Source organism: Dactylosporangium sp. NPDC000555, from assembly GCF_040300025.1.
Classification (GTDB): domain Bacteria; phylum Actinomycetota; class Actinomycetes; order Mycobacteriales; family Micromonosporaceae; genus Dactylosporangium.
On record NZ_JBEPDB010000005.1, the window covers coordinates 140,395 to 162,624 of the forward strand.

The 22,230-nt window shown below is 73.4% G+C and carries 20 protein-coding genes; 17 read left to right on the plus strand and 3 right to left on the minus strand.

The window, feature by feature from the left end:
* Positions 1–128 precede the first annotated feature (128 nt).
* Together ABT297_RS06075 and ABT297_RS06080 are read left to right on the plus strand one after the other, a co-directional pair.
* The gene (locus ABT297_RS06075) at positions 129–455 is read left to right on the plus strand and encodes a hypothetical protein (protein ID WP_350545204.1); all 327 of its coding nucleotides are present in this window, start codon (positions 129–131) and stop codon (positions 453–455) included.
* Between the two features lie 42 nt (positions 456–497).
* Complete coding sequence (locus ABT297_RS06080; protein WP_350545206.1) at positions 498–2,666, plus strand: glycosyltransferase; 2,169 nt, start codon at positions 498–500, stop codon at positions 2,664–2,666.
* A gap of 14 nt (positions 2,667–2,680) precedes the next feature.
* Here the strand turns inward: ABT297_RS06080 and ABT297_RS06085 are convergent, their stop codons facing one another.
* The 3 genes from ABT297_RS06085 to ABT297_RS06095 form a co-directional block, all read right to left on the minus strand.
* Complete coding sequence (locus ABT297_RS06085; RefSeq protein WP_350545209.1) at positions 2,681–4,498, minus strand: FkbM family methyltransferase; 1,818 nt, start codon at positions 4,496–4,498, stop codon at positions 2,681–2,683.
* Positions 4,495–6,408, minus strand: a complete 1,914-nt coding sequence (locus ABT297_RS06090; protein WP_350545212.1) for a glycosyltransferase — start codon at positions 6,406–6,408, stop codon at positions 4,495–4,497. The genes ABT297_RS06085 and ABT297_RS06090 overlap by 4 nt, the downstream gene beginning before the upstream one ends.
* Positions 6,409–6,476: 68 nt before the next feature.
* Complete coding sequence (locus tag ABT297_RS06095) at positions 6,477–8,696, minus strand: MMPL family transporter (RefSeq protein ID WP_350545213.1); 2,220 nt, start codon at positions 8,694–8,696, stop codon at positions 6,477–6,479.
* Positions 8,697–8,956: 260 nt separating this feature from the next.
* On the opposite strand from ABT297_RS06095, the gene ABT297_RS06100 reads away from it, so the two are divergent.
* From ABT297_RS06100 to ABT297_RS06170, 15 genes are all read left to right on the plus strand, one after another.
* Positions 8,957–9,298: a flagellar basal body rod protein FlgB gene (locus tag ABT297_RS06100; protein ID WP_350545216.1), complete on the plus strand. Its 342-nt coding sequence runs from the start codon at positions 8,957–8,959 to the stop codon at positions 9,296–9,298.
* Between the two features lie 5 nt (positions 9,299–9,303).
* On the plus strand, positions 9,304–9,708 hold the full coding sequence (locus ABT297_RS06105; protein ID WP_350545218.1) for a flagellar basal body rod protein FlgC: 405 nt from the start codon (positions 9,304–9,306) through the stop codon (positions 9,706–9,708).
* 2 nt (positions 9,709–9,710) lie between these two features.
* Positions 9,711–10,010, plus strand: a complete 300-nt coding sequence (fliE, locus tag ABT297_RS06110; RefSeq protein ID WP_350545221.1) for a flagellar hook-basal body complex protein FliE — start codon at positions 9,711–9,713, stop codon at positions 10,008–10,010.
* Positions 10,010–11,626 carry a flagellar basal-body MS-ring/collar protein FliF gene (fliF, locus tag ABT297_RS06115; RefSeq protein ID WP_350545224.1) on the plus strand — a complete coding sequence of 539 codons (1,617 nt, stop codon included), beginning with the start codon at positions 10,010–10,012 and terminating at the stop codon, positions 11,624–11,626. The genes fliE and fliF overlap by 1 nt, the downstream gene beginning before the upstream one ends.
* A 76-nt stretch (positions 11,627–11,702) precedes the next feature.
* Positions 11,703–12,713, plus strand: coding sequence for a flagellar motor switch protein FliG (fliG, locus tag ABT297_RS06120; RefSeq protein WP_350545226.1), 1,011 nt, complete (start codon positions 11,703–11,705; stop codon positions 12,711–12,713).
* Positions 12,697–13,497 carry a FliH/SctL family protein gene (locus ABT297_RS06125; RefSeq protein ID WP_350545229.1) on the plus strand — a complete coding sequence of 267 codons (801 nt, stop codon included), beginning with the start codon at positions 12,697–12,699 and terminating at the stop codon, positions 13,495–13,497. Before fliG ends, ABT297_RS06125 begins: the two co-directional genes overlap by 17 nt.
* Positions 13,494–14,813, plus strand: a complete 1,320-nt coding sequence (locus ABT297_RS06130; protein ID WP_350545231.1) for a FliI/YscN family ATPase — start codon at positions 13,494–13,496, stop codon at positions 14,811–14,813. Before ABT297_RS06125 ends, ABT297_RS06130 begins: the two co-directional genes overlap by 4 nt.
* Complete coding sequence (locus ABT297_RS06135; protein WP_350545234.1) at positions 14,810–15,274, plus strand: flagellar FliJ family protein; 465 nt, start codon at positions 14,810–14,812, stop codon at positions 15,272–15,274. Before ABT297_RS06130 ends, ABT297_RS06135 begins: the two co-directional genes overlap by 4 nt.
* Positions 15,271–16,305, plus strand: a complete 1,035-nt coding sequence (locus ABT297_RS06140; RefSeq protein ID WP_350545236.1) for a transglycosylase SLT domain-containing protein — start codon at positions 15,271–15,273, stop codon at positions 16,303–16,305. Before ABT297_RS06135 ends, ABT297_RS06140 begins: the two co-directional genes overlap by 4 nt.
* A gap of 881 nt (positions 16,306–17,186) precedes the next feature.
* Entirely contained in the window at positions 17,187–19,172 is a 1,986-nt protein-coding gene (locus ABT297_RS06145) for a flagellar hook-length control protein FliK (RefSeq protein WP_350545239.1), read from the plus strand.
* A gap of 38 nt (positions 19,173–19,210) precedes the next feature.
* Positions 19,211–19,681: a flagellar hook capping FlgD N-terminal domain-containing protein gene (locus tag ABT297_RS06150; protein WP_350545241.1), complete on the plus strand. Its 471-nt coding sequence runs from the start codon at positions 19,211–19,213 to the stop codon at positions 19,679–19,681.
* 16 nt (positions 19,682–19,697) lie between these two features.
* Entirely contained in the window at positions 19,698–20,921 is a 1,224-nt protein-coding gene (locus ABT297_RS06155) for a flagellar hook protein FlgE (protein WP_350545243.1), read from the plus strand.
* 17 nt (positions 20,922–20,938) lie between these two features.
* On the plus strand, positions 20,939–21,223 hold the full coding sequence (locus ABT297_RS06160) for a flagellar FlbD family protein (RefSeq protein WP_350545245.1): 285 nt from the start codon (positions 20,939–20,941) through the stop codon (positions 21,221–21,223).
* Between the two features lie 5 nt (positions 21,224–21,228).
* Positions 21,229–22,002: a flagellar motor protein gene (locus tag ABT297_RS06165; protein ID WP_350545246.1), complete on the plus strand. Its 774-nt coding sequence runs from the start codon at positions 21,229–21,231 to the stop codon at positions 22,000–22,002.
* A 112-nt stretch (positions 22,003–22,114) separates the two neighbouring features.
* On the plus strand, positions 22,115–22,230 hold a 116-nt coding region (locus tag ABT297_RS06170), incomplete at its 3' end, for a flagellar motor protein MotB (RefSeq protein ID WP_350545265.1).

Consider the following 22,230-nt stretch of genomic DNA (forward strand, 5'->3'; position numbering starts at 1 on the left):
CTCAGCTGCAAGTCATGCCGCAGCCGGAGCGAAGCGGAGGGGTCGGCATGACCGGTCCGGAGCGAAGCGGCGCCTGGTCTGGGTCGATCTCCGCGAAGCTTCATCGAGCCAGACCGGACGGAGGGCTGATGACCGGCGCCTGGTCGGCCGCGTGGTCCGCGGCGCTGGACGCGATGGAGCTCGAGACCGACGCGGTGGAACGGCTGCTGCGCCGCCGGGAGCTACCGGAGCCCGCCCCGGGCCGCACGGTGTTCACGCCGCCGGAGGGGCTCGGCCCGCTGCCGCTGGAGCTGGGCGAGCGCGCCCGCCGGCTGGTGCAACGGCAGCTGGACCTCTCCCGCGAGCTGTCGATCGCCATCGCCCACAACCGCCAGCAGGCGCGTCTCGTGTCGCGCCTGCAGCGAGAGGGCGGCACCGGCCAGCCACCGCCGGTCTTCCTCGACAACCGCACCTGAGAAAAACCTTCAAAGGCTCCCGAACCCGCCGATACGGGCGGCATGAGCCACATCCCGGTGTCCGTGATCATCGCCGCCGGGGGAAGCCCCGACGACTTCCACGCCTGCCTCGAATCGCTGCGGCCCGCGCTGGGCCTGCGCGACGAGGTCGTGTGCGTCATGCCCGCCGGGCGGCCCGAACTGCACGCCGAGCTGCGCGGCCGGGCGTGGCTGCGGGTCGTCGAGGGCGTGTCCGAGACGCCGTGGGCCGACGGCCTGGCCGCCACGCGGCACCCGATCGTGGTCCTCCTCGACGGCGACGTCGTGGCGTCCGCGCACTGGCTCGACCCGGTGCTCGACGCGTTCGGCGACCCGGCCGTGGTCGCCGCCGGGCCGCGGTGCAACCACAGCTACGGCCCCCAGCAGGCCGACCTGCCGGACTCGGCGATCGCGAGCGCCGCGGCCTTCAAGACCTTCGCCCGGCAGTGGCGCCAGGACCACCGCGACGAGTTCACCGACGTGGACCGGCTCGGGCCGGTGTGCGTGGCGATCCGGCGCGACGCGCTCGCGATCGCGGGCGGGCCGAGCCTCGACCTGCCGTACGAGGAGCTCGCCGCGCAGGGCCGCGTGGTCGTGGCCGAGGCGGCGCTGGTGGCGCACGTCGGCTCGCCCGCGTGCGGGCTGCGCCGGCCGGACCTGGGCGCGGACGCGCCGCTGCTCACCGCGAGCCTCATCGTCAAGGACGAGGAGGACGTGCTGCCCCGCTCCCTCGCCGCGCTGCGCGACCTGGCCGACGAGATCGTCGTCTACGACACCGGCTCGACCGACCGCAGCGTGGAGATCGCCCGCGAGCACGGCGCCCGGGTCGTGCGGGGCTACTGGAACGACCACTTCGGCGACGCCCGCAGCCGCGGCCTCGCGCACTGCCGCGGCCGCTGGGTGCTGTGGGTCGACGCCGACGAGGTCTTCACCGGCGACCCGCGAAAGGTCCGCGACGCCATCCGGTACGGCGAAGAGGACACCTGGTTCGCCACGATCGACAACCGGGAGGGGCACGAGGGCGGCTCGGGCTCGAGCACGATCTACTTCCCGAGGCTGTTCCGCCGGGTCCGCGGCCGCGTCTACGGCCGCCTGCACGAGCAGGTCGTCGACCGGATCACCGGCCGGCCGCTCATCGGCACGCTGCTGCCCGACCTGGTTCTCGACCACTCGGGGTACACCCGGCTGCGCGGCACGCTGAAGAACAAGGCCGACCGCAACCTGCGCCTGGCCACGCTCGAGGCGGCGGACGTCAGCGGCCTGACCGCGGTGGCCAACCTGGCCCGCTCCCAGCTGGGCTCGGGCCGCATCGAGGAGTGCATCGCCACGAGCCGGCGCGGGCTCGCCGAGGCCAGGGAGCGCACCCACAAGGTGCTCTTCCTCAAGGTCCTTTCCGATGCGTACCTCAGGGTGAACCGCCTCGCCGAGGCCGGCGACGCGATCGAGGAGCTGCGCGCCATCGCCACCACCCCGTTCACGGTGAGCGAGCACGAGGTCAAGCTGCGCTTCGCCGAGGGCGACTACGAGCGCGTCGTGGAGCTCATCGCGGAGCTGCCCGAGTCGGGCGCGAACGACCTGCTGTACGGCATCGGCCGGGGTCGCTTCGCGGGCCTGCGCGTCGACGCGCTCAGCCGCCTGGACCGCCACCGCGAGGCCGCGCACGAGCTGCGCGAGGCGCTGCGCGAGGGCCACGTGCCGGTGCCGGTGACCCGCATGGCGCAGGTGCTGGGCGCCGCGGACGGCAGCCTGGCCGAGGTCGCCGAGCTGCTGCCCCGCGAGAGCCTGCGCGGCCTGCTGTTCCACGTCGCCGAGGCGCCCCCGGAGGCCGCCGACGAGCTGCTCGAGGCGCTGTGGCGGCGCTACCCCGGCGAGCCCACCGTGCTGACCCTGGCCGCCCGCGTCGGCCGCCTGGTCCCGCTGATCCGCGCGATGGAGTGGTCGGCCCGCCTGCGCCAGCACGGCTTCCCGGAGCGCTGCACGCTGCTGTCGCTGTCCGAGGACCGCCGGCGCACCCCGCGCGAGCGCACCCTGGCCGCCGCGATCGCGCTGGAGATGTTCCACGACGAGGCCGCGCTGCCACTGCTGAACGAGGCGCTGGCGGACGTGCCCGACGAGCGGGGCGCCGCGGTCCTGGAGGAGATGCGCATCCTGGCCCCGCGGGTGTCCGCGAGCATCGAGCTGGCGGACGCCTGACCCGCCCGCGCGGGCTACCTCGACAGCACCACGTTGTCGAACCAGCCGACCTCCAGGATCAGTGACAGGTCGACCGGGTCCGCGCTGCCGTCCGGCCGCACGACCGCGAGCCGCCAGCCGTCGGCGACCAGGCGCGCGAGGGTGTCGGCGAAGGCGGGCCAGCGATCGCCCATGCGGTTGCGCACCACCTCGACGGCCAGCGCCGCGTCGCGCGCCTCGGCGAGCCAGCGAGCCATGCCGGCCAGCACGTCCGCCTCGGCACCTTCCACGTCGATCTTCACCAGGCGGGGGCGGTGCCGCAGGAGGGCGTCGTCGAGCGGGACCGCCTCCACGCGGACTTCCCGGTGGGTGTCGACCCTGAAGTGGCCGTCGTACCAGTCGTCGTGCCGCAGCAGGGATCCGTTGCCCTGGAAGCGCTCGCTCACGTGGAAGGTGAGTGTGTCCGGGTGCGACCACGCCGCCTGCTCGTGGACCTCGACCCAGTCGTTGAGGTAGTTCACCGCCACGTTGTCGCGCAGCAGGGCGGCCTGCGACGGGCTCGCCTCGAAGGCGACCACGCGGCCTCGGCGGCCCACCGCGCGGGCCATGAAGACGGTGAGCGCGCCGATGTTCGCGCCGACGTCGAAGGCGGTGTCGCCGGGGCGCAGCCAGCGGCCGAGGAAGCCGCACAGGGCCGGGTCGAAGACGCCGTTGAGCGCGAGGTCCGGGGTGAGGCTCAGGTCGGCGCCGGAGCAGTACAGCTTGTCGCCCCACACGGTGCGCACGAGCACCCGCCCGCCGCCCACGTACACCGCCGCCGGAGGCGTTCGCTCGGCGGCCGGCGCGGGGGCGTCGAGCACGGCCAGGGCCCGCAGCGAGCGCGCGTTCTCCGCCGGGTCGGCGCTCAACGCGACCCGCACCGCGGCGCGCAGCTCGGCGCCCTCGGGCTCGCCGTACACGACGACGTCCGGCAGGGCCCGCCGGCCCGCGAGCTGCCGCAGCACGCCCGCCATCGCGTCGCCGACCGCCTCGGTGACCGCTGGGACGCCCTTGACCACGAGGGCCAGCTCCGTGCCCGGCACCGCGCGGGCCGCCTCGAGCGCGCCGGACAGGACCGCCGCGGCCGGCTCGATCAGGTCCGGGTCGACCGTCACCAGGATGCGCGCGGCTGGCTCCGAACGGGAAGCATCTGATGGGGACTCACGGGTGGGCGGCGGCGCCGGGTCGTGCCAGGACTTGGCCCAATGGTGGGCGGCGTAGGCGTCGGGAAACGTCTCGCCGGCGCGGTCTGGCTCGGTCCAGTGGTAGGGGAAGAACAGTTCGGGCCCGAACAATGTGGGCACCGCGTTGCCGAACGCGTCCTGCTCGGCGATGGTCTGGGTGAGCAGCTCGGGACCGGTCTGCTCGTTCGGCGGGCGGCCGGGGTGCCACGCGACCGAGCCGGGCAGGGCGGCGATGACCGCGGCGAGGAACGGGTGGCCGGGGGTGCTGCCGAGCAGGCCGTTCGCCGCGCGGAAGCCGTCCTCGCGGGCGCAGAACAGCTCGACGCCGCCGAGCAGCGGCTCGATGTCGCGGTAGCACTCGAAGTCGGTGTCGATGTAGACGCCGCCGTGGCGGTGGAGGATCTCGTACCGCAGGATGTCCGCCTTCTGCGCCATCGACGTCGCGGCGTCGAAGTACGCCTGGTTGACCAGCGGCGGCACGTCCTCGTCGGTCCACAGGCGCATCTCCCACTCGGGGTGGTGCCGTGCCCACGTCTCGCCGAAGGCGCGCTCACGCTCGGGCAGCGGGCCGCCCAGCCAGATGCGGTGGAACACCCGCGGGATGAGGATCCGGGGCAGTACCGCGGTCATCGGAAGCTCCCCACCAGGTCGCGGGTGTGCAGCAGGCGGCGCAGCGAGTCGGCGACCGTGCCGCGCGGCAGGGGCAGCGCGTGCCTGGCCGGGTCGTGGCCCTCCACCGGGATGAACGAGGCGACGACGTCGCAGGCCCGCCACAGGTCGTCGGCGGTGTCGCAGGCGAGCACCTCGGCGTCGCCGGTAACACCACCGCCGTCGAACGCGTGGCCGGGCGGGACGCCCACGACGAGCACGGCGGAGCCGGCCGTGCTCGTCGTGGCCGCCGCGACCTGCGCGGCGACCTCGCCAAGCAGCGGCGAGAGCGAGCTGACGCCGACGCGCAGCGGGCGCCCCTCCGCGCGGACCAGGGCCCGGCGCTCGCCGAGCAGCCAGCCGAGGCTCGTCTCGATGGAGCTGACGATCGTGAGGTCGGCGTGGATGCGGTCCAGCAGCGTGCCCTTGCCGTGCGGGTCGGGCAGCCGGCGCAGATCCTCCAATGTGGACGGCCACCCCGCGGTCAGCAGGCGCAGGCGGGCGTCGGCGCGCCGGGCGAGCTTGCGCGCGGTCGCCTCGTAGGTGGTGCCGCGGAACCACGGGTGCGCGCGCAGCGACGGGTGACGCTCGGCGAGGTGCGCGCGGGCCTGGCCGACGCGCCCCGCCCGGCGCATCAGCGAGACCGCGTCGAGGCCGACGCGAACGCGCTGCACGGCGTGGCGGTTGTGCACCACGCGCAGGCCGCGCGGCCCGCGGGCGAGGCGGTACGCCAGGTCGGCGTCCTCGGCGAAGGGCACCTCGAAGCGGGTGTCGCCGAGCACGCTGCGGCGGATCGTCGAGCGGCCGCCCCAGAAGCTGTGCCAGTCGGCGATGCTCAGGTGCCGCAGCCCCTCGTGGCTCATGTAGACGAGGCCGCGGAAGGCGAGCCAGGCCTCGACGCTGGTGGCCCGGTCGGCGGTCGGGCCGGTCCAGCCCAGCACCGCGTCGACGTCCTCGCCGTGCTCGGCGTACGTGCGCAGATGCTCGGCGAGGCAGCGCGGCGCGGGCTCGTCGTCGTCGTCGAGGAAGAAGAGGATGTCGCCGCGGCTCGCCTCGATGCCGGCGTTGCGGGCCTCCCCCAGGCCGACGTTCTCGTCGAGCCGGACGAAGGTGAGGTCGAGGCGGTCCAGAAAGGGCAGGACGGCCGGCTCGGCGGACTCGGCGGAGCCGTCGTCGACGACCACGACGTGGAACCGGTCGCGGGGCAGCGTCTGCTCGCACAGCGCGGCGAGGCAGTCGTGCAGCGGCCCGGGGCGCTGGTAGGTGGTGATGATGACGCTGAGGCTGAGGTCGGTACGCGGCGGCTCGAGCTCGCCGGTCAGCTCTTGGTACACGTCGGCCCACCCCTTGCCGGCGCGCGGGCTGGAGTGGTCGAGCACCGGCCTGCCCGGGTCCAGCCAGTCGGCCCGCAGGCCGCGGTGATCGGCGACGCAGACCAGGTCGGCGCGGGTGAACTGGTCGGTGAGGAAGACCAGGGCGGGCTCACCCGGCGGGGGCTGCCAGCCGGCGTGGACGCTCACCACGACCGGCAGGCCCAGCAGCCACGAGCGCTCGAGCAGCGCGGCGTTGGCGAGCTCGCCGGCGAGGTGGACGTGCACGACGTCGACGGGCCACCCGGCCAGCAGCTCGGCGAGCATGCGCTCCGAGGGCGTGTCGCCGAGGAACGGCGCCGGGCCGGCCACGTCGAGCACGAACCGCCGCACGCCCCGCTCCAGCCCCGTCTCCCGCAGCGTGGGCCCGTCGGCGGTACCGGCTGTGGTGCCCGCTGCGGTTCCCTCGATGAGGGACGGCTCGATCGCCAGCACCTCCCAGCCGCAGGAGGCCACCTGCCGGGCCAGGTCGACGCACCGGCGATACGCGATGGCGTCGCGCGACGGGAGGATGACGGCCACACAGGGCCGGCGTGTGTTGTTCGGCACACCGGCCCCATCGGCACCCCTGCGGCACCCCTGAGGAAACCTCAGCGGGTGGCGACCAGCTCGCCCTCGACCTCGCGGACCTCGCGGATCTCACTGGCCCGGTGCGCCGGTGTGTGGCGGGGGCGCATGAAGCGCGGCGCCCACCAGTTGGCGTCGCCCAGCAGGGTCATCAGCGAGGGCAGCACGACCGCCCGGATGATCGTCGCGTCGAGCAGGATCGCCGCGGCCAGGCCGACGCCCAGCTGCTTCATGTCGATCGTGCTCAGCGTGGCGAAGATGGAGAACACCGCCACCATCACCACGGCCGCGCTGGTCACCACGCCGGCCGAGCCGGAGATGCCCTGCGCCACGGCCTCGCGGGTCCTCAGGCCCCGGCGCACCGCCTCGCGGATCCGGCTGACCACGAAGACGTGGTAGTCCATCGACAGGCCGAACAGGACCACGAAGAGGAACAGCGGCAGCCAGGACACCACCGCGTCCATGGACTTGAAGCCCAGGATGCCCTCGGCCCACGTGCCCTGGAAGATGAGCACCACCAGGCCGTAGGAGGCGGCCGCGGAGAGCATGTTCAGCGCGATGGAGGTCAGCGCGACGACCACCGAGCGGAACGTGAAGGCCATGACCACGAACGTCAGCACCAGCACGAAGCCCATGACCAGCGGCAGCTTCCGCTGGATGTGGCCGGCGTAGTCGAGGTCGGCCGCGACGAACCCGCCGACGGCGGTCTCCGCGCCCGGCACCGCGCCGAGCGCCTGCGGCACCAGCTGGGTGCGCAGCCGGGTCAGCGACTCCTTGGCCTGGTCGGAGCGGCCCTCGAACGGCGTGGCGACGTCGAGCACGGCGACCCGGCCGTCCTTGGAGACCCGAACGTCCGGCTCCTGGTCCAGGGGCGCGAACAGCGGGTCCGCGGCCGCCTTCCGGGCCAGCTCGTTGAGCGCGGCCCTGGTCGCGTCGAGCTGCCCGGCCGGGACACGGACCGCGACCATATGCACCGTGCCGTTGCTCGGGAAGGCCCGCACCAGCCGGTCGTACGCCTGCATCGCCGGCGTGGTGCGCGGCAGGTCCTCCATGCCGGGGAACGTGAGCCGCATGCTCAGCGCGGGTGCGGCGAGCGCGAGGAGGGCCAGCACCGAGACCGCCAGGGTCGCGGCCGGCCGGCGCAGCGCGGGTCGCAGCAGGACCGACCAGACCCGGGAGGTCTTCTCGTCGGTACGCGGGCGGGTGAGGCGCCACAGCACCGGCACGCGCGGCCGGTCGATCCAGCGACCGAGCTTGGACAGCAGCGCCGGCAGTACGGTCAGCGAGCCGAGCACGGCGACCAGCACGACCAGGATCGAGCCCAGCGCCAGGGACGAGAAGACCACGTCGCCGGCGAGGAACAGCCCGGCCATCGCGATCGTCACGGCGATGCCGGAGACGACGACGGCGTGCCCGGAGGTCTCGGCGGCGATCTCGACGGCGTCGAGGTGGGCCCGGCCCTTCGCCCGCTCCTCGCGCTCGCGCCGCAGGTAGAACAGGGAGTAGTCGACGCCGACGGCCATGCCGATCAGCAGGATGACGCTGGAGGTGGTGTCGGTCGACGGGACCAGGTGCGAGGCCAGGGTGGACAGGCCGAGCGCGGCGGCGACCGACGACAGGGCCAGCAGCACCGGCACGCCGGCGGCGATGAGCGCGCCGAAGGCCACGATGAGGATCGCGAAGGTGACCGGCAGGCTGAGGTACTCGGCCTGCTTGAAGTCCTTGCCCAGCGTGTCGTCCATCGCCTTGGAGATCGACGGCCCGCCGGTCTCCTCCACGCGCAGGTCCGGGTGGCGGCTCTGCACGTCGGCGGTGGCCTTCGTCAGTGGCGCGAGGCGGTCCTGCGCGGTGTCCGGGTCGCCCTTCATGGTGATCCGCACCAGCAGGGCGGTCTTGTCGTGCGACGGCAGCGGGTCGCTGACCGCCTCGACCTGCGGCAGCGCCTTCATCGCGGCGGTGACGTCGGCGGCCGCGCGCATCGCGGCTTCGGTGTCCAGGGCGCCGGAGCGGGCGGTGATGAGCACGCTCTCGGTCGCCGGGTCGTCGAAATGCCCGTCGCCGGCGATGACGCCGGCCCGGCCGGACTCCCCGATGGCCTGGTCGCGGCTGGTGGCCTCGACGGTCCCCGCCATGCTCCCGCCCACGAAGCAGACGGCGACGAACACGGCCCACAATGCGATGGCGCGCCACGGATGCTCCGCGCTCCAGCGCGCGACCCGAACGGTGATCGGTCTCTTCTCCACGCCGAGAACGCTATGGATCGGCGGCCTCGCGGACATCCGGGCCGCACCCCGCCCGCACCCGGATCCACGAACCAGGGGTTTCCCTGAGTATCAGGGCCCGCCCGCGATCGCCCGCGGCCAGCGGTCCTGCAACCCAGCGGCAACCGAAGAAACCACCGAACTGCCTCAACATCGCCGTGACCGGGCCGATGCCCCAAATGAGCAAGGATCGCTCATCGCGCACGCCATGGACCGGCGAGATACCGACGGGAGTTCGGTTCGTGCTCGAGGACATCACGTCGGTCACCCTGCACGGCGCCCTGAACGGGCTGGCCAAGCGGCAACGGGTGATCGCCGACAACATCGCCAACATCCAGACGCCCGGCTTCCTCGCAGGCCGGGTGGAGTTCGAGGACGCGCTGCGCACCGCCGTGCAGGCGGGCCGGCCGGGCGACGCGGACATCGCCGTGGCCCGCTCCCTGGAGCCCACCCGGGAGGACGGCAACAACGTCAACCTCGACCACGAGGTGCTGTCCAACGTCGACACCGGGCTGCGGTACCAGACGGTGCTGCGCGCGACCGACGACAAGTTCGGGCTGCTCCGCACGGCGATCAGGGGCTGACGACGATGGGCATCTTCGGCGCGATCGGCATCGCGGGCACCGGCGTGACCGTGTACCGCAAGTGGCTCGACGCCGTGTCGGACAACATCGCGAACATCAACGACGCGGTGCCGACCGACGGCGAGACCTTCCGGGCCCGCTACGTCCAGGCGCGGGCGGTGCGCTACGGCGACGGCGACGGCGGCGTGGTGGTCGCCGGCACCGCGCTCGGGCCGGCGAAGGGGCGGCTGGTCTACGAGCCGGAGAACCCGCTCGCCGACCACGAGGGCTACGTGAAGTACCCCGACATCGACCTCGGGTCGCAGATGACGCAGCTCATGATGGCGCAACGGGCGTACCAGGCGAACCTGACCGTGGTCGACCGGGCCAAGGACGCCTACCAGGCCGCGATCCAGGTCGGGAAGGGCTGACCATGACGATCGACGCCATCGCGCCGCTCCCCGCCGTCGCGCCGCTCGCCACCGCCACGGACAGATCTGCCGAGACCTCCGGCGCCGATTTCGGGGCCATGGTCACCCAGGGGCTACAGAAGCTGCAGGAAACCCAGAACGTCGCCGACGACCTCGCCGTCGAGGCGGCCACCGGCCGGCTCACCGACGTGCACGACTACATCATCGCCGCGACCGAGGCGAGCCTCGCCACGAGCCTCACCGTGGCCGTGCGCAACCGCGCCCTCGAAGCCTTCAACGAGATCATGAGGATGCAGGCCTGATGCGCGACCGGCTCACGGCGCTCGGCCGGCGGGGCCTCGACGGCTGGAACTCGTTCACCCCCGGGCAGAAGGCCGTCACGATCGTGGCCGTCCTGGCGCTCGTGATCGGTGGCTACTTCTTCGCGAACTGGGCCGGGAAGCCCACGATGGCGCCGCTGTTCTCCAGCCTCGCCCCGGCCGACGCCAGCGCGATCGTGGACAAGCTCAACGCCGACGGGGTCACCTACACGCTCTCCGAAGGCGGCAGCACGATCAACGTGCCCGCCGACCGGGTGTACGCGCTGCGCATCGAGATGAGCGGGGCCGGCCTGCCCGCACAGGGCGAGGCCGGCTACTCCCTGCTGGACAAGCAGGGCATCATGACCAGCGAGTTCATGCAACAGGTGACCTACCGGCGGGCGCTGGAGGGCGAGCTCGCGAAGACCATCGGGTCGATCAGCGGGGTCGGCGGCGCGACGGTACACCTGGCCATCCCGAAGAAGGACGTCTTCACCGACGACCAGCAGGCACCCACGGCGTCGGTGCTGGTGAACACCGGGAACAAGAAGCTCACGGCGGACCAGGTGACCTCGATCGTGCACCTCGTCTCCTCCAGCGTGGAGGGGCTCGATCCGAACGCGGTCACGGTGGTCAGCGCCGGCGGCAAGGTGCTGTCCACTTCGGACAGCCGCGGCGGCACGAGCGCCGACGGCTCCGCCGCCCAGACCAGCGCCTACGAGCAGCGCCTGCGCGCGGCGGTGCAGAACATGCTCGACACCGTCGTCGGACCGGGCCACTCGGCCGTGAACGTGACCGCCGGCCTCAACTTCGACGACACCGAGACGAAGACCCAGAAGTACGTCGCCGACCCGGCCGTTCCGCCGCTGTCGGAGCAGAAGAAGTCCGAGCAGTACACCGGCGGCAACGGCGTCCCGGTCGGCGGCGTGCTCGGCCCGGACAACATCCAGGTGCCCAGCGGGACCGGGGCCGGGGGCGACGGGCAATACCAGCAGACCACGGAGACGCGCAACAACGCCGTCGGCATGGTCACCGAGACGACCAGGAGCGCCCCCGGCCGGGTGGACAAACTCGGTATCGCGGTGATCGTGGACAGCGCGGTCGCCAAGGTCGACCTGGCGCAGCTGCAGCAGCTGGTCTCCTCCGCGGTCGGCCTGGACCCGGCCCGCGGCGACCAGATCGCGGTCAGCTCGATGGCCTTTGACACGACCGCGGCCACGGCCGAGCAGAACGCGGCCCAGGAGGCCGCCAAGGGCCAGCAGGCGCAGGTGCGGCAGCAGTACGTCCAGATGGGCGCGATCGTCCTGGCGCTCCTGCTGCTGCTCGTCATCGCGGCGCTGGCGCAGCGCAAGAAGCGCCGGGCGGAGAAGCAGCGGCTGACCGCTGAGCAGAACGCCGCGCTCGAGGAGATGCAGGCGGCGATCGAGGCGGCCCGCGCGAAGCTCGCCCTGGAGGGCGGCGGCGGCCCGGGCGGCTCGGCGGCGCTGGAGGGCGGCGGCGCACCGGGCGATGAGTTCGACCGCGACGGCCGGTTCCGCGACCTCAGCACGATGGTCGAGAAGCAGCCGGACGAGGTGGCCCAGCTCCTGCGCGGCTGGCTGGCGGATCGGCGCAGCTGAGCCGCCGCTGGACCTCGGCAGCACCCGACTTTTCCGATATTCCATGGTATTTGGTGTTCTTTAGAGAAGGTGGTCGATGGGCACGGCCGAGATGACGGGGCTGCGCAAGGCCGCCATCCTGCTCGTGCAGATGGGCAAGGAAGACGCCGCCAAGATCATGGCGCACCTGCGCGAGGCGGAGGTCGAGGAGCTGACCGCCGAGATCGTGCGGCTCGGCCAGATCGAGGCGGATATCGCCAACGTGGTGCTCGAGGAGTTCCACGACATGGCGACCGGGCACAGGTACGTGGGCCAGGGCGGCATGGACTTCGCCCGCGACCTGCTCGAGGCCTCGCTCGGCCGGGAGCGGGCCGGGGAGATCGTCGGCCGGCTCAACACGGTCTTCATGGACGTGCCGTTCGGCTTCCTCGGCCAGGCCGACCCCCGCCAGCTGTTGTCGTTCCTGCAGGACGAGCACCCGCAGACGATCGCGCTGGTCCTGGCCCACATGACCGCGACCCAGGCCTCCCAGATCCTCTCCGGCCTGTCCCCGGAGCTGCAGGCCGACGTCGCGCACCGCATCGCGATCATGGACCGCACCTCTCCGGACATCATCCGCCAGGTCGAGACGACACTGGAGCGCAAGATGTCCTCGGTACTGCAGCCCAGCGACCTGTCCAACGTCGGCGGCCTGGAGCCGCTGGTCGAGATCATCAACCGGACCGACCGCGCGACCGAGCGGCTGATCCTCGAGGGCCTCGCCGGACGCAACCCGGAGCTGGCCGAGGAGATCCGCTCGAAGATGTTCATGTTCGAGGACATCGTCTCCCTCGACGACCGCTCCATCCAGCTGGTGCTGCGCCAGGTCGAGACCAACGACCTCGCCACCGCGCTCAAGGGCGTGCGCGAGGAGGTACGCCAGAAGGTCATGAGGAACCTCTCCGAGCGCGCCTCCGAAAACCTCGCCGACGAGATCGACCTGCTCGGCCCGGTCCGGCTGCGCCAGGTCGAGGAGTCGCAGGCCAAGATCGTCCAGGCCATCCGCACGCTCGAGGAGTCCGGCCAGATCGTGATCAGCAGGGGTGATGACGATGAGTTCGTCGGCTGAGTACCCGCTCGCGTTCCCGCCGCCCCCGCCGAAGCGGCCCGGCGCGCCGCGGCCGGCGTTCCCGCCACCGCCTCCCCCGCCGGTCACCCCGGCGACGCGGGCGTTCCCGTCGCCGGAGGAGCCGGCCACGGTGCGCTTCGGCGAGAGCGTGCTGCGCGACGAGCGCGCCGGGACGGCGCCCTCCGCGCGCTTCGACGTCGACCTGCGCGAGCGCGAGACGCCGCCGCCCGGTCTCGTCGCGCGGTGGCGGGCCGAGGCGGAGGCGACCGGGTACGCCGCCGGATGGGCGCAGGGCGTGCGCGAGGCCCGCGAGGCCGCCGTCGCGGCGGCCGCTCACGCCGCCACGGAGGCCGCACGGGTCGCCGAGACGCACCGGCTGAGCGTCGAGCGCGCGCTGCAGGCGATCGGCGGCGCCGCGGACGCCCTGGAGGGCCGCGCCGTGACCGCCGCGCGCGACATCGAGGACGAGATCGTCTCCACCGCGCTCGCGATCGCCGAGGCGGTGCTGGCCCGCGAGCTGCGCACCGCGGCCGAGCCGGGCCGGGAGGCGCTGACCCGGGCCCTCGCGCTCGCGCCGTCGTCAAGTCCGGTGACCGTACGGCTCAACCCGGCCGATCGGCTGACGATTGGCCGTACGGAACTGGTCATGGACGGCCGAACGGTGTCCATCGTGGACGACCCGAGCCTCCGGCCGGGCGACGCGGTGGCACTGAGCGGCGCCACGACCGTCGACGCCCGGCTGGGCCCCGCGCTCGACCGGATCCGGGAGGTCTTGCAGCAGTGACATCCGCGCTCCACCAGCGGCTCGCCGCCGCCGCGCACGCCGCGCACCCGCGCGTGACCGGGCGGGTCGTGTCGATCGTCGGCCTGTCGGTCACCGTGGCCGGCGTCGAGGGCCGCGTCGGCGACCTCATGGAGATCGGCGACCCGGCCACCGGCGGCGTCGTGCCGGCCGAGGTCGTCTCGATCAACGACGACCGGCTCGCGTGCCTGCCGCTCGGACCGCTGTCCGGCATCGGCGCCGACAGCCCGGTCGCCGGCACCGGCCGGCCGCTGCGCATCCCGGTCGGGCCGCAGCTGCGCGGGCGCGTGCTCGACGGCCTCGGCCGCCCGATGGACGGCGGGCCGCCGCTGTCCGGGCTCGAGCACGTCTCGGTCGAGAACGACGCGCCGGTCGCCCTGGCGCGCGGGCGCGTGCTCGAACCGCTCTCGCTCGGCGTGCGCGCGCTGGACACCCTCGTGCCGTGCGGGCGGGGCCAGCGGATGGGCGTCTTCGCCGGCAGCGGGGTCGGGAAGAGCTCGCTGATGTCGATGATCACCCGGGGTACCGATGCGGAGATCTCGGTCGTCGGCCTCGTCGGCGAGCGCGGCCGGGAGGTGCGCGAGTTCATCGAGAACGACCTGGGGCCGCAGGGGCTGGCGCGCTCCGTGGTGGTGGTCGCCACCTCCGACCAGCCGCCGCTGGTGCGACTGCGGGCGGGCTTCGTCGCCACCCGGATCGCCGAGTACTTCCGCGACGGCGGCCAGGACGTGCTGCTGCTCATGGACAGCCTGACGCGCACCGCGATGGCGCAGCGCGAGGTCGGCCTCTCCGCGGGCGAGCCCCCGGCCACGCGCGGGTACCCGCCCAGCGTCTTCGCCCTGCTCCCCCGCCTGCTGGAGCGCGCCGGCCCGGCCCCCACGGGCAGCATCACCGGCCTGTACACCGTCCTCGTCGAGGGCGACGACCACAACGAACCGATCGCCGACGCCGCGCGCTCGATCCTCGACGGCCACATCACGCTGGACCGTCGCCTGGCCACGTCCGGGCACTTCCCGAGCATCGACGTGCTCGAGTCGGTCTCCCGCGTCGCCAACGCCGTCACCACCCGCGAGCAACGCGCGAGCGCCACCGCGCTGCGGCGCATGCTCGCGGCCCAGCGCGACGTGCGGGAGCTGGTGGAGATCGGCGCCTACGTGACCGGCACCAACCCGGACGCCGACCGCGCCCGCGAGCTGGGGCCGCGCATCGACGACTTCCTCCGGCAGGACATGGACGACGTCACCCCGGCGCCCCGGGCGTGGCAGATGCTCGACGCGTTGTTGGCAGGTGGCAGATGACCAAAGGCGGGTTCCGCCTGGGCGCGGTGCTGCGCGCCCGGAAGGCTCAGGAAGACATGGCAAAGGCGGCGGTCGTACGCGCACGAGCCGACGCCACCGCCGCCGCGCAGCGGGTGCTGGCCCGCGGGCGCGACCTCGACGGCCGCGGCGTGCCCGGCACCGCCTCGTCCACGGCGTACGCGGCCACGCTGACCGCCCGCCAGGCCCTGGCGGGCGAGCTGGCCGCCGCGATCGGCGCGAGCCGGCTCGCCGACGACGGCGTGAATGAGCGCATGGGAGAGCTCACGGACGCGGCCGTGCAGCGGCGCACCATCGAGAAGCTGCAGGAGCGGCACGACGCGACCCGCAAGCGCACGGAGGCCGCGGCGGAGGCGAAGGCGGTCGACGACATCACGACCGCGACGTCGTACCGCGAGGACATCGGTTCATACCAGGGTTCGTACCGGAAGGAGCGGCCGTGACCGTGCTCGAGGCGCAGGCCCGTGTCACCGAGATCCGCTCGATGCTGGGCACGACGCGCCCCACCGCGACCGCGGCTTCCTCGTTCGCCGACACAATGCGGTCGGCTGTGGAGGCCGACGCGACGGGCGCGGCCGCGACCGGCCCCGCGCCCCGGGTCTTCGGCGCCGACGTGGTCGCCGCCGCCGGGAAGTACCTCGGCACGCCGTACACCTTCGGCAGCAACACCCCCGAGAACGGCCTCGACTGCTCCGGCCTGGTCCAGCGGGCCTACGCCGACCTCGGCGTGCGGCTGCCGCGCACGGCGCGCGAGCAGGCGCAGGCCGGCACCGCCGTGCCCTCGCTGGCCCAGGCCCACCCCGGCGACCTGCTGGCGTTCGGCCGCCCGGTGGACCACATCGGCATCTACGCCGGCTCCGGCCGGATGATCGTCGCCCCGCACACCGGCGACGTCGTCAAACTGGAGCCGGTCCCGTCCACGCCGACCGCGATCCGCCGCGTCGTGCCCACGGCCACTCCCCCCGCGGTGCGCCCGGCCGCCCTGACGCAGTCGTCCACGCCCCCGTCGTCGACCATCCCGTACGCGGACCTCTTCCAGTCCGTCGGTGCCCGCCACGGCGTGTCCCCCACCCTGCTGGCCGCCGTGGCGAAGGTCGAGTCGGGCTTCGACCCCGCCGCCGTGAGCCGCGCGGGCGCCCTGGGCCTGATGCAGCTCATGCCGGCGACCGCGCGCGGCCTGGGCGTGGACGCCCTGGACCCGGCCCAGGCGGTCGACGGCGCCGCGAGGCTCCTGTCGTCGCACCTGACGCGGTTCGGCTCGCTGGACCTGGCCCTGGCCGCGTACAACGCGGGTGGCGGCGCGGTGAGCCGCTACGGCGGCATCCCGCCCTTCGCGGAGACCCAGGCCTACGTACCGAAGGTGAAGGCCGCGATGGCCCAGTTGACCGCCCCGATGGCGGCGCCCGGCGCCGGCCGCGCCCTTTCGCCCACGGCCGTCGCGCCCCTCGCCGCCCCGAGTGAAGGACCGCTCTGATGATCGCCCCGTCATCGCCGGCCGCGAGGCCCGGCTCCACGGCCGGACGCCCCGCCCCCGCGTCGTCATCGGCGCACGGCACCTTCGCCGAAACGCTGGCCGCCGCCGTGCACGGGACCCCGCGGCCGCGCTCGGACGCGCGGACGGACACACCGGGGTCCACCTCGTCCGCCGACAACGGCGCCCGCGACGATGCGACGCGCGCCGCGACCCGGGAGCGTCGCGACCGCGAGCAGGCTCGCGCGAAGCGCGGAAGCGGGCCGGCCGGCAGGGCCAACCGGGACGGCCGGGACGCTTGTGACGCCCGGGAGGCTCGGGACGCCCGGGAGGCTCGGGACCGCGACGTTCAGGACCGGGATCGGGCCGTCCGAGACGCCCGGGAGCGCGATCGGGGGGCGACGGCGGCCTCCCAGAACTCCGGCTACCCACCCGCGGCACCCCTCGCGACCGCGACGGCCGCGAAGGCCTCGCGCCCGACCGGGACGGCACAGGAGACCTCGGCGACCCCGCAGAACCCCGCGACCGCGCGGGGCCTCGCGGCCTTGGTCGATCCCGCGACCGCGCAGAGGTCCACGACCCTGGTTGATCCCGCGACCGCACAGGGGACCGGGGCCCTGGTTGATCCCGCGACCGCGCAGAGGCCCACAACCCTGCTTGATCCCGCGACCGCGCGGGGCCTCGCGGCCTTGGTCGATCCAGCGACCGCGCGGAGGTCCACGGCCCTGGCTGACGCCGCGACCGCGCAGAGGCCCACGACCCTGATTGATCCCGCGACCGCACAGGGGACCGAGGCCCTGATTGATCCCGCGACCACGCAGAGGCTCACGGCCCTGGTTGATTCCGCGACCGCACGGGGCGCGGCGCTGCTTGATTCCACGGCCGTGCCGGGGACCGCGGCGCTGCTTGACTCCGCGACCGCGCGGGAGGCGTCGATTCCGCGTCGAGACGTCGCCGCGCAGGGCCCGGCGGCGCCGTCGGATGCTCGCGGCGTCCCGCGCGGCGCGGACGCCGGTCTCCTCGGTGCCCTTGCCGCGGAGCTGGAAGCCAAGCTCGCCGCCGCCGCGGGCGGGCAGTCCGCGAACCTCATCGAGGCCAACCCGAACGCGACCGCGCGGCCCGAACTCTGGCGGCCGCCCGCCACCGCCTCCGCGCCCAAGCCTCCCGGCACGCACGCGCCGGGCGAGGCCGTCGCGGACACACAAGGCGGCACGGCTCAGGGCGAAGGCACGCCGACCGATGCGGTCACGCTTCCGGGCTCCCGCCGCACGACCCCGAGCGGCCTCCCGGGGGACGGCACCGTCGCCGGTGCGACCGGACGGGACGCCTCCGCGGGGCACCCCGCCGCGCCCGTCACCTCCCCGGCCCTCGCCCGGTCCGACGCGAACCAGGCCACGGCCGGCCCGGTGGTCGGCGCCGTGCCGCCGCAGGGCACCAGCGCGACAGGCGGACCGGTCACGGACGCCGACACGTACGGCATGGACGCGCAAGGGACGGCATCCGACGCGACCGCACCGGATTACCCGGCCACGGGCACCACCCCCGGCTCGATCGCGCGGGACGCCACGGCCGCCTCGGGCGCACCCGATTCCAGGGCCGGCGCGGAAGATCACGAGACTCCGGGCGGCCCGGGCACCGTCGTCCAGGGGGCCGCGGTCTCAGGCGGCGCCATCCCCGGCCCGGACGCGCGGACGGCCGCCGGCATCGCCCAGATCACCCTGGCAGCGGGCGCGCGGGCACAAGGAGTCCGCGACGATGCCCGGGCCCCCGGCACCGACGCGACCGCGCAGGGCGCGCCGGACGGATCTGCCGCGCCGGGCGCGGAACCGCCTTCCGCCACCGCGCGCGCGGGCGGACCCGCGTCGGCCGAGGGCTCGGGCGCGGGCGGGAGCCACGCCGGTGACGGTGATACGAGCGCGGGCGACGGTCGCGGCGACGGTCGTACGGGCCGGGACGGGGCCGCGGGGCCGGCGAGCCCTACGCCACCGGCGGCCGGCCGGAGCGGCCCCGACGTCGCCACCACGGCCTGGGCCGTGCACTCCGGCCGCTCGGACCCCCGACTCGGCTCCGGAGCCGGCGCGACCGGGCCGGCGATCACCGACGTCGGCGCGGGCACGGCGAACGGCGCGGCCGGGGGCGTGACCCCGGAAAGCGATCCGCAACGTGTGGATCCCAGCGGCCACGACCCGGACGTTGCCCCGAGGGACCCCAGCTCGAATCATTCGGGTCCGAACTATCTCGACCCGCGCAGTCTCGGGCCGAACGATCCGGGCACCCCCCGTTCCGATGCCATCGGCTCCAGCGCCATCAGTTCCAGTGCCGTCGGAGCGGCCGGTGCCGGGGCCAACGCGGCCGGGACGGGCGGTGTCGGGGCCGGCGGGGTCGCGGGTGGCGGTGCGGCGGTCCCCAATTCGGGCGGGCTGCCGCCGGGGCAGGCGGCCTGGCCGAGCATCGCGCCGCAGCTCGTCAGCGTGTTGTCGCCGCTGCGGAGGGGCGCCGACGGTGTGCACCGCATGACGCTGCGGCTGCGACCCGAGGACCTCGGGCCGGTCAGCATCGTCGCGGAGGTGCGCGACGGCGCGATCGCCGTGCGGCTGCGCGCCGATCACGAGGCGGGGCAGGCCGCGCTGCGGGCGGCGCTTCCGGAACTGCGGCAGGACCTGACCGACGCCGGCTTCGCCCGGTGTGCGCTCGAACTGCACCAGCAATCCTCCGCGACCGGCAACGGATCGCAACATTTCTCAGGTTGGCGGCCGGAAGGCCGATCTCAACGACGCACGCCGGAACGCGGCCAGGCCGTCGCCGCGCCACAGGCGGCCGGGGCCGAACCCGGGCGGGCCGCCGAAGGGCTGGTCGACCTGAGGTTGTGAGAAGACGACGACCCGGCGAGCCAAAAGAACGAAAGGGAGTGCTTGCCATCACCACCCCGACACCGGTCAGTGGCAACGTCGCCGACTACGTGCCGAAGACGAACGCACCGACCAAGACGAAGGACTCCGACGAGCCCGCCAAGCCGGGCGGCGACCTGGGCAAGGACGCCTTCCTCAAGCTGCTCGTGGCCCAGCTGAAGTACCAAGACCCCAGCAACCCCATGAACAACACGGAGTTCCTGGCGCAGACGGCTCAGTTCACCACGGTGGAGAAGCTCACCGACCTCGCGAAGGTCCAGCAGAACATGCTCACCGCGCAGCTGCAGCTCGGCGCGAGCAACCTGGTCGGCCGGACCGTGTCGTACACGGACAAGGACGGCAAGGAGCAGACCGGCGTCGTGACGGCGGCGAAGTTCGCCGGCACCGGCCCGACCCTGCACGTCGGCGACGCCGACATCGCGCTCGCCGACGTCAAGGAAATCAAGGCCACGCCCGCACCGGCGTCCTGAAAGGAACGACCCCGACATGCTTCGCTCACTCTTCTCCGGCATCAGCGGCCTGCGCGCGCACCAGCAGATGATGGACGTCACCAGCAACAACATCGCGAACGTGAACACCGTGGGGTACAAGTCCGCGCAGACGGTGTTCGCCGACACGCTGAGCCAGATGATGCGCTCCGCGGGCGCGCCGCAGCCGGGCCAGGGCGGCACCAACCCGGCGCAGGTCGGGCTCGGCGTGCGGCTCGCCGCCATCAACACCAGCTTCGTGCAGGGCTCGGCGCAGACGACCGGGCGGGCCACCGACGTCATGATCTCCGGCGACGGGTTCTTCGTGGTCAACTCGGTGAACGAGCAGCTGTACACCCGGGCCGGCGCGTTCAACTTCGACGCCGAGGGCAAGCTGGTGACGCCGACCGGGGCCGCAGTGCAGGGCTGGCCGGCGGTCAACGGCGTCGTCAACAGCAACGCGCCGCTGGGCGACATCCGCCTGCCGATGGGCACGCTCATCGCCCCCACGGCGACCGACACCGTGGTGATCGCGGGCAACCTACCGGCCAACGCGCCGGACCCGTCGACGATCACGCGGTCGATCAAGACGTACGACGTCACGGGCAACACGGTCACGCTGACCTCGACCTTCAGCTTCACCGGCGGCACCTGGTCGGTCGACATATCGGACGGTACGAACAACCTCGGCCCGACGCCGCTGACGTTCGCCGCGAACGGGCAGATCACCGGCCCGACGTTCACCGACAAGAACGGCGCGCCGAAGGTCGGGCTGATGTTCGACCCGCTCAACAACGGGTCCGGCATCGGCATCGACCTGGCGGGCCTCACGGAGTACACCGGAAACACCACGGTGCAGCCGCTGAGCCAGAACGGCGCCCCGGCCGCGACGCTGCAATCCTTCAGCATCAACCCGGACGGGCAGCTGGTCGGCGTGTTCTCCAACGGCAACAAGCAGACCGTCGCGCAGCTGGCGCTCGCGAACTTCAACAACCCGCCCGGCCTGGAGAAGACGGGCGACTCGCTGTACCGCTTCACGGTGAACTCCGGCCTGGCCCAGATCGGCTCGCCCGGCTCGAGCGGCCTCGGCACGCTGCAGAGCGGCGCGGTCGAGATGTCCAACGTCGACCTGGCGCAGGAGTTCACCAACCTCATCGTCGCGCAGCGCGGCTTCCAGGCGAACTCCAAGGTCATCAGCACCTCGGACGACGTCCTGCAGGAGCTGGTGAACCTCAAGCGGTAAGTCTCAGGGAGGGCGCCGTGATACTGCTGACCCGCCTCAACGGCCCGGTGTTCGCGCTCAACCCCGACCTGGTCGAGCGGGCCGACTGCACGCCGGACACCGTGATCACCCTCGTCGACGGCACCAAGTACCTGGTCACCGAGTCGCTGCCGGAGGTGGTGGCGCTCATCCGGCAGTACCGCGCCTCGGTCGTCGCCGAGGCCCAGCACCTTGCCGGGCAGACGCCGGATGAGCGCGCCGAGGCCGCCGCCGAGCGGGTCAAGGAGACCAATGTCGTCCGTCTGCACCGTCGGGAGCGCTGAGCACCATGGATCCGGCAACCCTCGTTGGTATCGTCCTCGCCTTCGTCGCGGTCTTCACGGCGTTGATTTTGGAGGGTGGCCACCCTGGCGCGATCTTCCTCGCCGCGCCGCTGGTGCTGGTGTTCTTCGGCACCCTCGGCGCGGCCATGGCCGGCGGCATGCTCAAGGACACGATCGGGCTCGTCGACTCGCTCAAGCGGGTGCTGCTGAGCAAGGCCGCGGTGTATGACACGCTCGTCGACGACATCGTGAAGCTCGCCGAGAAGGCCCGGCGGGAGGGGCTGCTGGCCCTCGAGGACGCGATGAAGGAGGTGAAGGACCCCTTCCTGAAGAAGGGCCTGCAGCTGGCCATCGACGGCACGGACTCCGAGGAGCTGGCCGCGATCCTGGAGGCCGAGGTCGACGCGAAGCGGAAGGCGGACAAGCAGGCCGCGTCGTTCTTCACGGCGATGGGCGGGTACGCGCCGACGATCGGCATCGTCGGTACCGTCCTCGGCCTCATTCACGTGCTGGAGAACCTCAGCGAGCCGTCGAAGCTGGGCGAGCTGATCGCGGGCGCGTTCGTGGCCACCCTGTGGGGCGTGATGTCGGCGAACGTCATGTGGCTGCCGATGGGCGCCAAGATGAAGCGCCTCTCCGAGGTCGAGTGCGGGCAGATGGAGCTGGTCATCGCCGGCATCATCAACATCCAGGCGGGCGCCAACCCGCGCCTGGTCGCGCAGAAGCTGCGCAGCCTCCTGCCCCCGGGCACGGCCAAGGAGAAGGAGAAGGCCGCCTGAACGCTCGCGCTCCCCCGCGGCAACCGTCCGGCACTCACCTGTCGGGCGGTCGGGCCGATCTCATCTCCGACGGCGCGACAAGCGACGCCGCGAACCGGGGAGGAGGGCCGCCGTGAGTGGTGGTGGTCACGCCGCGAAGGCCGGCACACGCGCCAAACACAAGGCCGCCCACGACGAGGAACACGAGAACCACGAGCGCTGGCTGGTCTCCTACGCCGACATGATGAC